The 11,994-nt window shown below is 65.4% G+C and carries 14 protein-coding genes; 3 read left to right on the top strand and 11 right to left on the bottom strand.

Annotation, left to right across the window (positions count from 1 at the left end):
- Window positions 1–57: 57 nt before the first annotated feature.
- Both ACQ4WL_RS26355 and ACQ4WL_RS26350 read right to left on the bottom strand, forming a co-directional pair.
- The gene (locus ACQ4WL_RS26355) at window positions 58–819 is read right to left on the bottom strand and encodes a DUF3108 domain-containing protein (protein WP_436512516.1); all 762 of its coding nucleotides are present in this window, start codon (window positions 817–819) and stop codon (window positions 58–60) included.
- Window positions 820–1,935, bottom strand: a complete 1,116-nt coding sequence (locus ACQ4WL_RS26350; protein ID WP_436512514.1) for a DUF3108 domain-containing protein — start codon at window positions 1,933–1,935, stop codon at window positions 820–822.
- Between the two features lie 149 nt (window positions 1,936–2,084).
- Between ACQ4WL_RS26350 and ACQ4WL_RS26345 the strand changes: the two genes are divergently transcribed.
- The gene (locus ACQ4WL_RS26345) at window positions 2,085–2,807 is read left to right on the top strand and encodes a PhaM family polyhydroxyalkanoate granule multifunctional regulatory protein (protein ID WP_436512512.1); all 723 of its coding nucleotides are present in this window, start codon (window positions 2,085–2,087) and stop codon (window positions 2,805–2,807) included.
- A 21-nt stretch (window positions 2,808–2,828) separates the two neighbouring features.
- Here the strand turns inward: ACQ4WL_RS26345 and ACQ4WL_RS26340 are convergent, their stop codons facing one another.
- From ACQ4WL_RS26340 to pdxR, 6 genes are all read right to left on the bottom strand, one after another.
- Window positions 2,829–3,044 carry a hypothetical protein gene (locus tag ACQ4WL_RS26340; RefSeq protein WP_010394693.1) on the bottom strand — a complete coding sequence of 72 codons (216 nt, stop codon included), beginning with the start codon at window positions 3,042–3,044 and terminating at the stop codon, window positions 2,829–2,831.
- Window positions 3,045–3,108: 64 nt separating this feature from the next.
- Complete coding sequence (locus tag ACQ4WL_RS26335; RefSeq protein WP_436512510.1) at window positions 3,109–4,839, bottom strand: response regulator; 1,731 nt, start codon at window positions 4,837–4,839, stop codon at window positions 3,109–3,111.
- An 11-nt stretch (window positions 4,840–4,850) separates the two neighbouring features.
- The gene (locus ACQ4WL_RS26330) at window positions 4,851–5,570 is read right to left on the bottom strand and encodes a sensor histidine kinase (RefSeq protein WP_436512508.1); all 720 of its coding nucleotides are present in this window, start codon (window positions 5,568–5,570) and stop codon (window positions 4,851–4,853) included.
- 235 nt (window positions 5,571–5,805) lie between these two features.
- On the bottom strand, window positions 5,806–7,434 hold the full coding sequence (mnmC1, locus tag ACQ4WL_RS26325) for an FAD-dependent 5-carboxymethylaminomethyl-2-thiouridine(34) oxidoreductase MnmC1 (protein ID WP_436512506.1): 1,629 nt from the start codon (window positions 7,432–7,434) through the stop codon (window positions 5,806–5,808).
- Window positions 7,434–7,997: a DNA-3-methyladenine glycosylase I gene (locus ACQ4WL_RS26320; RefSeq protein ID WP_436512562.1), complete on the bottom strand. Its 564-nt coding sequence runs from the start codon at window positions 7,995–7,997 to the stop codon at window positions 7,434–7,436. Before ACQ4WL_RS26320 ends, mnmC1 begins: the two co-directional genes overlap by 1 nt.
- Before the next feature lie 38 nt (window positions 7,998–8,035).
- Window positions 8,036–9,538 (bottom strand): MocR-like pyridoxine biosynthesis transcription factor PdxR, encoded by a 1,503-nt coding sequence (gene pdxR / locus ACQ4WL_RS26315; RefSeq protein WP_436512504.1) that lies wholly within the window; start codon window positions 9,536–9,538, stop codon window positions 8,036–8,038.
- 106 nt (window positions 9,539–9,644) lie between these two features.
- On the opposite strand from pdxR, the gene ACQ4WL_RS26310 reads away from it, so the two are divergent.
- Window positions 9,645–10,106 (top strand): OsmC family protein, encoded by a 462-nt coding sequence (locus tag ACQ4WL_RS26310; protein WP_436512502.1) that lies wholly within the window; start codon window positions 9,645–9,647, stop codon window positions 10,104–10,106.
- Window positions 10,107–10,760 (top strand): FMN-binding negative transcriptional regulator, encoded by a 654-nt coding sequence (locus ACQ4WL_RS26305; protein ID WP_436512500.1) that lies wholly within the window; start codon window positions 10,107–10,109, stop codon window positions 10,758–10,760.
- Here ACQ4WL_RS26305 and ACQ4WL_RS26300 read toward each other — a convergent pair.
- From ACQ4WL_RS26300 to ACQ4WL_RS26290, 3 genes are read right to left on the bottom strand one after another with little or no spacing between them, the layout of a single operon-like run.
- Window positions 10,744–10,875, bottom strand: a complete 132-nt coding sequence (locus tag ACQ4WL_RS26300; RefSeq protein WP_436512498.1) for a hypothetical protein — start codon at window positions 10,873–10,875, stop codon at window positions 10,744–10,746. The two genes, ACQ4WL_RS26305 and ACQ4WL_RS26300, sit on opposite strands and share 17 nt — an antisense overlap.
- Window positions 10,876–10,885: 10 nt before the next feature.
- Window positions 10,886–11,017, bottom strand: coding sequence for a hypothetical protein (locus tag ACQ4WL_RS26295; RefSeq protein WP_436512496.1), 132 nt, complete (start codon window positions 11,015–11,017; stop codon window positions 10,886–10,888).
- A gap of 10 nt (window positions 11,018–11,027) precedes the next feature.
- Window positions 11,028–11,981, bottom strand: coding sequence for an AEC family transporter (locus tag ACQ4WL_RS26290; protein WP_436512560.1), 954 nt, complete (start codon window positions 11,979–11,981; stop codon window positions 11,028–11,030).
- Between the last annotated feature and the right edge of the window lie 13 nt (window positions 11,982–11,994).

Genomic DNA, 11,994 nt, shown 5'->3' with positions numbered 1-11,994 from the left:
CAGGACTGACCCCAGCACTTGCTTTGGGAAAGAGAATCGCCCGACAACAGCAAGCACTTACTTTTTGACGATCTTTTGCAAGGTTTGCTCGACGTAATCGCCGTCTTCATCGGCGAACGTCACCTTCACCGGATACCATTCCAGCGACGGCGCCAGCCACAGGTCCACTTGCTGGCCCTTCTTGTCCGGCGGCGGCGCCTTGACCAGGTGGATGGCAGCCACGTCGCCCAGGCCCGTGGCGATCTTGTCCTCCTTGACGACCTTGAAGGTCCACGGCTCGGCGTCGTGGCGACCGGCCACGAAGAAGCTCCATTCCGAACCGGGCGTGAATTTTTCGGGCGTGGCGCGCGCCACGCTGACCAGTTGCCAGACGGTGCTGTTGCGGTCCTGCTCGCCACCTTTCAACGGATAGCTGTCATCGCCTTCGCTGAAGACGATAGTCTTGCTGTCGCGCTTGAAGGTGGTCGTGGCCGCTTCCTTGCGGAAGCGTTTTTCCACGAACTGGACAGGCGCCAGGCCGTAATCGTCGACCGCGCCTTCGCTGCGCTGCTCCAGGATCTTGCCGAACAGGGCAGCCCTGGTTTCGGCCAGCAGCGAGTACTTGCCGTCGCCCACGCGCCAGTTGCTGACCGATTCGCCAGACAGCCCGATGCCGCGCTGCTTCGCCTTGATCGAGTAGACGAGGTCTGCCGATGGCGCCAGCTTGTACGGGCGCTTGATGGCGGGATGCTCCACGGGTGCGTCGGCCATGGCGGGAGACACGGTGGCGGCCAGCACGCTGGCGAACAAAACGCGTTTCAAAGTGGTCAAAGTAGTCATTTATTTTCCTGTAGCGTCATTGACGCGAATTTGGGTCACGGTTTGCGTGGTCAGCGCCCCGCTCGCTTCGGTATTGCGTATTTGTACCGGATACCATTGCATGGACGGCGCCAGCCAGATATCGAGCTGCGACGAATACGTGCCGGGCTTGGGCGGGCGGCGCAGATGCCAGGTCACCAGGCGACCCATCCTGGTCTCCAGTTCTTCCTCGCCCACCAGCTGGAAGCGGAACACGGTCGCTTCCTTTTCCTCGCCGACGAGAATGTCGATATTGCCGGCCAGCTGGTTGACGTCGGCGCGGCCGATGGCGGCCAGCTGGAACGGCACGCTGGCCTTGTCTTGCGCCCCTTCCTGCCATGCCGCCGTGGCCGTCGTGGCTGAAAACGTGATGCTCTTGGCGTCGCGCTTGAAATGCGTGGCCGTTTGCGCGCGGCCCTTGCGTTTCTCCGTGGCCGTGACGGGCACGATGCCGCTGCCATCGATCACACCCTCGCTGGTCAGCACCAGCAAGTTGATGCGCGTGATCAGCATGCTCAAGCCCACTTCCAGTTTCAGCTGGTAGGTATCGCCTTTGTTGTCCCACGCCATGGCGGCAACGCCCTGCCACTTGGTGCCATCCGCATCGCGCCGGTCCACATGCAAGTCGAACTGGGCCGAGGCAGGCACATTCGTCTTGTAGCGCCGTGCCTGCTCGACGGCCGGTGGTGGCGGTGCAGCCGCTGGCGCGGGTGCAGCCGCCACGGCGGGCGCGGGCGCCGTGATGGCCGGGGCAGCCACGGCGGCCGGTTCGGACGTGGCGGGGCCTTCCGGCACGTCGCTGGCAGGCGCCGTCCACTGGGGCGCTTCGCTCGACGCCAACTCCGTCGGTGGCGGCGGGGGCAGCGGCCTGGGCTTGGGCATGGGGAGCTCGGGCGGCGGCGGTGGCACCACTGGCAGGGGCCTGGGCGGCTCGGCGATCAACGCCATACTGACCACCTGCGCATGATTTTGCCCCAGCGGCACCATGCGGGCATGCGAGGTGAGCCATTCCAACGCCACGTAATGCAGTGCGCCGATGACCGCGACAAAGATGACGGTACGGCGGCGCGGTGGCGAAAAGAAGGAGTCAGGCATCATAGGCCGTAGTGTAACGCTTCCACCCCACTTCCCGCTTCTTGCCCGCGCTCAACTCCTGATGTTTTATGTAAGAAAATGTTGGCAGCGTTGCGTCAGTTGCAAGCTGATATCTGCTACGCTAGGGACATCCACCTATCAGGAGATTTCGCATGGCAAATCCGCAAATGCCCCAAATGCCGGGCGCAGCAGTTGTGACCGATACCCTCGACTTCGTCAAGAACCTGTGGGGCAGCATGAGCGTGCCCGGCATGGGCATGCCCGGCATCACGGCGCCCACCATGTCGGTGGAAGAGCTGGACAAGAAAATCAGCGACCTGAAAGCCGTCGAAGCCTGGCTGAACCTCAATACCAGCATGCTGCGCGGCAGTATCCAGGCGCTGGAAGTACAGCGCGGCACCATCGCCACCCTGAAATCAATGGGCGCTTCGCTGGCGGCGGCCATCACCCAGCCAGGCGCCAGCGAGAAAACCGTCTTTGAATCGGTGCCCTACGCTTCCGCGTTTTTCCAGCAAGCCACACCTGCGGCGCCTGCACCAAAACCGGCTCCCGCACCTGCGCCCGCACCGGAGCCGGAGCCGGCTGCGGCCGCGCCCGACGATGCCGGCAGCCAGGCCGCAGCCCAACTGGCCAATCCAAATGCTTGGTGGAATTTGTTACAAGATCAGTTCAAGCAAGCCGTGTCGACGGCGATGTCGCCCGACGCTGCCAGTGCGGCAGCGGCCAGCTTTGGCGGTGGCGCCAAGGCCAAGCCAGCGGCCAGCAAGTCCGCCAAGCCGGCAGAAGCAGGCACGGCAGCCAAGGCCAAGGCCCCGCTGCGCAAGGCGCCCGCGAAACGCGCAGCGCCCAAGGCTAAAGCACCAGGCAAGGCCTGACGCATCAAGCCGGCGATATGATCAGGCGATACGATGAATGCGGATCGCCTCGATCATGTTGTCGGCCTGGCGTTTTACGTCACCGATCGTGATCAGGCCTTCGTCGGCCAGCGCCTTGGCGTGCTCGTACGAAGACTGGAATGTTTCCAGCGTGTCTCCCTTGGCGGCGACCGGGCGTACCCAGGCAATACTGCCGACCTTCATTTTTTTGTACACTTCATTGACCACATCACGCATAGTTTCTTCCTTATTGTTGTAAAGCAACTCAAGCACGGGCGAACCCACGCTGGCCCCTAGTTTATCATCCGGCACGCTCGCGCACGGATTTTCCCCCTTTTTCCGGCGCCGGCGGCGCTTTTTCCGGCACCACGACGGCCTCTTCCGGCCCGGGCGGCGGCGTCAGCTGCACCAGTTGCTCCATCAATTGCGCAAAGCGCTGCTGTCCTGGTGCAATTTTGTCTACATACAACAACACTTCCATGGCTTCGGCTGCCAACTCCGCCTGGTAGCCGCGCTGTTCCAGGAAAGACACGATGATTTGCGCGGAATTGAAGAGGATGCGCAGGTTGTTCGGCAGCTTTTCGCGCGCCGCCCGCATCCAGGCGACCGCTTCGTTGAGCTTGTCCGTCTTCCACAGCAGCACGCCCTTGTTCATCAAGTCCGACGCTTCCTTGCGCGAAGCGATGATCAGGCTGGTGCCTTCGTCGCCCATCTTCGCCTTGTCGAAGATCTTTTGCACCTCGTCCTGCACCACCTGGTTGTCGTGGTTGTTCTTCACCACATAGCACAGCAGGCCGGCCGGCGCATCCTTCACGCCGACAGCGAACAGTAGGGTCGCCAGTTCCATGCAGATACTTTTTTCGGGCCGCGCCGGGTCTTCTGCCAGCATGGCTTCGAGTTCATCGCCGCACTTGCGCGCGCGCCGGTAATCGCCCGTTTCGTGGTGCACCATGCCTTCCGTGATCTTCGCGCGCAAGCCGATTTGCTCGGGCGGGAATTCGCGCTGCGCCAGCAGCAGCCATTGCAGCGCTTCCTTGGCATCCTTCTTCAAGCCGCACACGCGCGCCAGTCCCAGGTAGGCGTCGGGCGTCTTCATGACGGAAAATTCACCGATGGAAATACACTTGCGAAAAGCCTTTTCCGCCATGCTGACATTGCCGACTTTTAAGGCGGCCAGCCCCAGGTTGCGCTGGCGCGGCACGGAATTGGGCGACAGGCGTGCCGCCTTTTCCAGTACGCCGCAGGCTTCCTCGTGCTGGCCCATCAACTGGTAGGCGACGGCCATCTGGTCGTAGGCGTCGATGTAATACTTGTTTTCCACAATCACGCCCTGGAAGATCTGCCGCGCCGCCTCGTGCTCGCCGTTATTCATGCGGATCTTGCCCAGGCCCGCCCTGGCCCAGCTGTAATCGCGCTCGGCCAGCACTTTCTCGTACACGGCACGGGCCTTTTCCGGCTCGCCGCTTTTCAGCAGCAGGGATGCCTTCATGCGCAGCAATTCCAGCTCGTGCAGCTTGTTGAGCTCGATCTGCGCGTCGCACAATTTGGCCGCGCGCAGGTAGTCCTTTTCCATGCAGGCCTGGTCGATTTCGCGAAACACCTGCTTCTTGTGCCATACGCGGTTCAGCCGCGTCAGCAGCACGCCTTCCGTGATCGGCTTGATCAGGTAGGCGTCGGGCTGGTGCTCGGCCGCGCCCATCACCGATTCCACGCTTTTCTCGGCGGACACCATCAACCACACGCTCGATGGCGCCGTCAGGTTGCGCACGCGCGTCTCTTCCAGCACTTGCTGGCCATTCTTGCCTTCGCCCAGGTTGTAATCGCACAGCACCACGTCATAGCGCGTCTTGGCCAGCAGCTTCATGGCTTCGCCGCCGCTGGCCGCCTGGTCGATATGGCGCGCACCCAGGTTGCGCAGCGATTCGCGCAGCAGGATGCGGATGCCGATGAAGTCGTCGACCAGCAGATAATGCTTGTCGGCCCAGTCGGTGCTGCCCGCTTCGGCGGCGGTGGCGTGGCTGTCTGTCGTCATGAATTCCTCGTTCAGGGCAGGCGCAAGATGAAACAGCCGCCGCCCAGCGCGCCGCCATTTTCCAGGGCGATGCTGCCGCTACGGCCCCGGTGCTTGTGCATCTTCGCCACTTCGCTGGAGAAATACAGGCCCAGTCCCGTGCTGTTGGTGGAAAAGTTCACGCCGGCCGCCATGCCATCCATGGCTGCGCTGCCCGCGTCGAGCAGCGCCTGCGAGTAGCCGTCGCCATTGTCGTCCACGCGCAGCTCGAGCATGTCGTCGTGCTCCCGCACCGACAGGCGGATCGTGTCCTGCGTGTAGCGGATGGCGTTGTTGATGGCATGCGCCAGCACGCCGATGACCAGGTCTTCATCGAGAGTCCAGATCAGCTCGGCCGGGCAAGCCGTCTCCAGGCGGATGCCTTTCGAGGCCAGCAGGATCTTTTCCTGGTCCACCACCTGGTCGACCACCTGGCTCACCAGTTGCGGCTGCACATCGAAGGGGTAGCCGGGCTTGCCCACTTCCTTGTACAGGGCCAGCAGCTGGATCAGGTTATCGTTCAGGCGCTTGGTCTGGTACAGCATCTGCGCCATCTGCAGGTAGGCGGGGTCGGCCTGGGGCGCGGGCTTGGCCTGCTCGGCCGCCAGCAAGGATTCCAGCGTGCCGCTGACCACGCTGATCGAGTTTTTCATGTCGTGCACGGTCGACGCCAGGAACAGGAAAAGCTCGGGCGAGCTGTGTTGATCTTCCACCGGATATCTCCTTGGGGCCGCAGCTTCAATATTGCCAAGGATAAATTATACCGCCAGCATGCAGACGGCAGCCAGCCGCGCGCAAAGACCGTGACCTGACGCAACAATGCCGCCCCCGCTTTTTCCCGAAGACCGCCTCGCCGTGCGCGGCGCGAGGATCGAACAGCAGTTTTGCAGCAGCACGCGTCCACTGCGGCGAAATGATGTTGCGTGAAAAAAAACGCCATGGACTTTTTCAGGCGCTCCGGCGGCGCTCGCGCAATAAAAACCGCGCAGGGTCCAACGCGGCCGCCAATTGACTCTCCAGCGGCAGCGGCTCTCCCTCCAGCTGGCAAGCCAGCAGTTCGGCTGCCAGCGGCGCCCAGATCAGGCCGCGCGAGGCATAACCGAGCAAGCCAAACAGGCCGGGCCAGCGCGGTACGTCACGCAAGCGTTCGCAGCGGCCCGGTACGCCGGGATCGGGCAAGGCGCCCGCCAGCGGCAGGCGGTCCGGCGCCATGCAGCGAAAACCCGTGCGCCCGGCCAGCGGCGCCTCGAACGGGGTCACGCCCAGAATATCGGCGATCTTCGCGATATTATCGTGCTGGCTGGCCACGCGCAGGCTGCTGTCTGCATCGGCATCATAGGTCGCACCCACGCACACGACGCCCTGGTGCGCCGGCGTCATGTAGGCTTCGCGGCAGACGACGAACGGTAACGATGGCAAGCTGCCTTCGGCCAAGTGCGTGACCTGGCCGCGCACGGCGCCCAGCGGCAGGCCGGCCGCCTGTTCGAAATCCACGGCACCCGTGCCTGCCGCCAGGATGACGGTGGGTGCAGCCGCGATCAGGGCGCCGTCCGCATCGCGCACCAGCCATTCCTCATCGCCGCGCTCCAGGCGCAGGGCGCTGCTGGCAAAGTGCCGCGTCAGCAAACTGCCGCAAGCATCCAGCATGGCCGCGCAGACGGAGGACGGTCGCGCCCAACCGCCCTGTTCGAACCACCAGGCGCCATCGGGCGCCGGCGCGCCCAGCATGGCGCTCGCCTCGGGCGCTTCGAGCCAGCGGGCGAATTCGCGCGGATACACGCCACTGGCGGCGATCTGCCGCTGTACCTGCGCATGCGCGCTATCGCGCGCCAGGTGCAGCACGCCGCTTTGCGCGCCATCGATGGCGGCGCCGATGCCGCCCAGGTCATGCCAGCGGCTCAGCGAGTACAGGTAGGCGGCGCGCACCAGGCGCGTGGCGATATTGTCATCCTTCGACATCAGCGGCATGAAGATGCCGGCCAGGTTGCCCGAGGCCTCGCTGGCCGGCCGCGCATGGCGCTCGACCAGCGTCACCTTCCAGCCGCGCGCGGCCAGCCGTTCGCAGGCGGCCGCGCCGGCCACGCCCGCGCCGATGACGATGGCGCGCCGCTCGGGCGCCGCAACCGCTACGTGCTCTGCGCGCCGCGCATAAAACACGGCGCGCAGGCGGCTTTCGTCAAAAACAAAGCCGTTTTTTTGCAGCGCCGCGCGCTGCGCCTCGTCCAGGTGCACAGCCTGCAGGCGGGCGCCGTCCATCATCAGGCGCGCCAGCACCGGCGTGGTTGCCGGCACCCAGGCCAGGTGCACTTCATCGACGCGCGCCGACAATTGCGCCAGGCAGGCATCGGGCTCGCCGATCAGCACATCGAGCGTGACGAGGCCATCGTGCGAGACCATGCGGTGCAAGCCCGGCACGCAAAGCGGCCACTGTGCGCGCCACTCTTCGGGCAAGTGGCTGGCGTCGACGGGACGCGGCGCCAGCGCGATGTAATGCAGGCGGCGCCCGCCATGCGCCGCACAGGCGGCGCGCAAGCGCGCGCCGTCAAAATCCGTGTCGAGCAGGACCAGGGGGCGCATCAGTGCCCCGCACGGCAAAAGCAGGTCGGCGCATGGTCGTTGACCATGCCGATGCCCTGCATATAGGCATAGATGATGGTCGAACCGACGAACTTGAAGCCCAGTTTGGCCAGGTCTTTCGACAGTTTGTCGGACAAGGCCGTCTTGGCGGGAAATGCGCCCGGCTGCCAGCTGTTGACGATGGGTTGGCCATCGACATACGCCCACAGGAAGCTGTCCAGGCTCTGGCCTTGCGCGCGCAGGCGCAGATAGGCTTGCGCATTCGTGATGGCCGCCGCCACCTTCAGGCGGTTGCGCACGATGCCGGGATCGAGCAGCAACTGCGCCACCTTGTCCGGGCCATAGGCGGCGATCTTTTCCGCGTCCCAGCCGTCAAAGGCGGCGCGGTAGGTGTCGCGCTTGTTGAGGATGGTTTCCCAGCTCAGACCAGCCTGCGCACCTTCCAGGTTCAGCATCTCGAACAGCCTGCGCTCGTCGTGGCAGGGCACGCCCCACTCCGTGTCGTGGTAATCGAGATAGCGGGGATTGGCCGGATTGGCCCAGGAGCAGCGGATGGTGGTCATGGTCGTGTTCTTCATGTGCGGGCAACCGCCAGTATAGTTTATCGGCCGCGCAGGACGCGTCCCAGTTCCTGCAAGCCGTGCGCCATCTCGGGCGGGGGAATGGCGGCAAAGCCCAGCAGCAGCCCGGGCGGCGTGGCGCACTCGGGCCCCGCCGCCGGATCGGCATAGTGGCCCAGCGGACGCAGTTCGATGCCCCGTTCCAGCCCCGCGCGCGACACCGTTTCTTCATCGTGGCCGCCGCGAAAATACGCGCACAGTTCCAGGCCGCTGTCGGCCGGGCCGCACGCGAGCTGGTCGTCGAGTTCGCGCGCGAGGCCGCGCAGCAGCAGGTCGCGCCGTTCGGCATTGCTGTCGCGCGTGCGGCGGATATGCCGGCCAAAGTGACCCTCGGCGATGAAGTCGGCCAACGCCATCTGCGGCACAATGGCCGTGTGGCGGTCCATCACGGCCTTGGCCTGCACCAGCGCCTCGGCCAGCGCGGGCGGCGCCACCATGTAACCGAGGCGCAGGCCGGGGAACAGTACTTTCGACAGGGTGCCCACATACACCACGCAGCCATCGCGGTCCAGGCTTTGCAGGGACGCCAGCGGCGCGCCCGTGTAGCGGTATTCGCTGTCGTAATCGTCTTCCACCAGCCAGGCCTTGTTGTGCGCGGCCCAGGCCAGCAGGGCCAGGCGGCGCGGCAAACTCATGCTCACGCCCAGCGGCATCTGGTGCGACGGCGTCACGTAGGCCAGCTTTGCCTGCGGACAGTGCGCCACGCCATACGCCACGTCCAACCCCTGCGCATCGACGGGAACGGGAAAGACACGCGCGCCGGCCGCGCGCAGCGGGCCGCTGGCGCCCCGGTAGCCGGGCGACTCCATCCAGGCCGCGTCGCCCGGCGCCAGCAGGATGGTCGACAGCAAGAACAGCGCCTGCTGCGAGCCCGAGGTGATGACGATCTGCTGCGGCGTGCACTGGACGCCGCGCGAGGCCTTCAGGTACACGCACAGCAGTTCGCGCAGCGGCAGGTAGCCGGCCGGGTCGCTGTAGCCGAACTGGTGGTCGGGCCGGCGCCAGCGCCGCGCTTCGAGGCGGTTCCACACGTCGAACGGGAAATGGTCGATGCGCGGCATGCCGACGCGAAAAGCACGCAGCGGCCCCCGGTGGAACGCCACCTGGCGCATGGCCGCCACCACGCCCTGCCCGCGCGCCGACAAGGGTCGCAGCAAGCCGGGCGCATCCATCTTGCCGGCCGGCGCGGCCACAGGTACGGGCAAGGGAACGTCGCGACTGACAAAAGTGCCGCGCCCCACGGCGCCATCGAGATAACCTTCGGCCGCCAATTGCGCATACGCATTGAGCACCGTCTGGCGCGACACGGCCAGCAGGCGGCAAAAATCGCGCGTGGGCGGCAGCTGCATGCCGGGACTCATGCGGCCGTCGAGGATGGCGGCCTTGATGGCCGCATACAGCTGGCGAAACAGCGGCTCGCTGGCGCCGCGCTGCAGCGGCAAGGCGGCAATGATCTGGTTCAGGTGCGTGGCAGGCATGGGCATGGGGCATCTTTAAATTGGTAGCTTCAAGATAGCACTTATTGGCTGTTTTAAATAGCCAAAACTGGCGCTAAGATGGCGCATCCCCTTCCACTCTTGCGGAGCATCCATGCATCAGTTTTTCGCCACCGTGGCCTGGCAGCGCGACGGCCAGGATTTCGCCGACCAACGCTACAGCCGTGGCCATGCATGGCAATTCGACGGCGGCCTGACGGTACCCGCCTCGTCGTCGCCCTTGTCCGTGCCGCTGCCCATGTCGGTGGCGGAAAATATCGATCCGGAAGAAGCGCTGGTGGCCGCCACGTCGAGCTGCCACATGCTGTTTTTCCTGTCGCTGGCAGCGCAGCGCGGCTACGTCATCGACGACTACCGCGACGAGGCCGTCGGTGAACTGGGCAAGAATGCCCAAGGCCGCATGGCCATGACGCGCATCGTGCTGCGTCCGCGCATCGCCTTCGCGGGAACGCCGCCCTCGCCCGAGGCGCTGGCCGCCCTGCATCACGATGCGCACGCGCGCTGCTACATCGCCAACTCGCTGACGGCCGATGTGGTGGTGGAAGGAGCGGCCTAGATGTACGCGCCCGCCAGCTTCCGCGAAGAGCGCCTCGATGTGCTGCATGGCCTGATCAACGCGCATCCGCTGGGCGCGCTGGTGCGCCACGGCGCAGATGGTTTATGCGCCGACCATCTGCCGTTCGAGATCGCCGCGCCCACGCCCGAGGCACCGTTCGGCATCCTGCGCGCCCACGTGGCGTGCGCCAATCCCGTGTGGCGCGCCGCCGATGCGGACGATGACTGCATGGTGATCTTCCAGGGGCCGCACGCCTACATCACGCCCGCCTGGTATGCGGAAAAGCAGCGCAGCGGCAAGGAAGTACCGACCTTCAATTATGCGGTCGTGCACGCGCACGGCCCCCTGCGCGCCATTGACGACGCAGCGTGGCTGTTGGGATTGGTGGAGCGCTTGACGGCGCGCCATGAGGCAGATCAAGCCGCGCCGTGGCGGGTGAGCGATGCGCCAGCCGCCTATATCGACAAGCTATTGAAAGCCATCGTCGGCATCGAGATTCCCCTCATGCGCATCACGGGCAAATGGAAGCTGGGGCAGAACCGCAGCCTGCAAGACCAGGCCAGCATGGCGCACGGCCTGGCGCTCGATACCCAGCCGGGCGCGGCCCGGGCGCTGGGCGCGCTGATCGCCGCCAACGTCACGCCAGCCAGCTGACGGCCGCCGAAAACATCAAAAACGACAGTGCCGTCGACACCAGGATGATGCGGGCGATGCGCGCTGCGCTGTGCTCACGATGATGCGCAAGGCGCGCGGCGAGGCCCGGGGCCACTCGGCCACCCTCACGCCAGCCAGCTGACGGCCGCCGAAAACGTCAAAAACGACAGCGCCGTCGACACCAGGATGATGCGGGCGATGCGCGCTGCGCTGTACTCACGATGATGCGCAAGGCGCGCGGCGAGGCCAGGGGCCACTCGGCCACCCTCACGCCAGCCAGCTGACGGCCGCCGAAAAGGTCAGGAACGACAGCGCCGTCGACACCAGGATGATGCGGGCGATGCGCGCCGTGTTGGCGCCGAAGCGTTCCGACAGCAGCGAGACGTTGCTGGCGCTGGGCAGGCAAGCCACCAGCACCATGCAGGTCAGCGCGAACGGATCGAGCGGCGCGCCCAGGGCGATGGCCGCGTGGCCGATGCTCCACACCAGCAGCGGATGCAGCAGCAGTTTTTTCAGCGCCACCGGCACATATTCGCGCATTGGCGCCGGGTCGCTGGTGCTCATTTGCGAACGGGCCAGCACGGCGCCGATGGTAAACAGGGCGACCGGCGAGGCGGCGTCGGCCAGCAGGCCCACCGTCTGCATCAGCGGTTTCGGCATGGCCAGTGCCAGCCACGACGACAAGGCGCCCAGCACGATCGCCCACGGCATCGGGTTGCCCGCCATGCCCTTCATGGCGTTGACGGCGGCGGCGCGGCTGCCGTGCGCGCCCCCGCTGCCGATGCGCGACAGCGCGATGCACAGCGAGCTGGTAATCAACATGTCGACCACGATGGTGACGATGACGGGGCCAGACGAACGGGGCCCGAGCAGGGTCAATAGCAGGGGCACGCCCATGAAGCCCGTATTCGGGAAGGCCGCCACCAGCGCGCCGAAGGCGGCGTTGTTCCAGTCGATGCGATGGCTGAGCGTCATGGCCATGGTGACGCCCACCATGATCAGCGCGCACAGCAGATACACGCCAAACACGCTGGCGTCGAGCAGCTGCGCGATGGGCGTGGCGGCGCCGAAGCGGTACAGCATGCACGGCAGCGCGAAGTACAGGACAAAACTGTTCAAGCCGCCGATGGCGGCCAGCGGCAGAAGCGTGCGCCGCACGGCCAGGTAGCCGCACATCACCAGGGCGAAGAAGGGAAAGGTGATGGCGAGGATGGTCAGCATGGAGCGCCATTGT

The sequence above is a fragment of the Janthinobacterium kochi genome (assembly GCF_051380715.1).
GTDB lineage: Bacteria > Pseudomonadota > Gammaproteobacteria > Burkholderiales > Burkholderiaceae_D > Janthinobacterium.
This window is presented reverse-complemented; position numbering and strand designations above follow the sequence as displayed.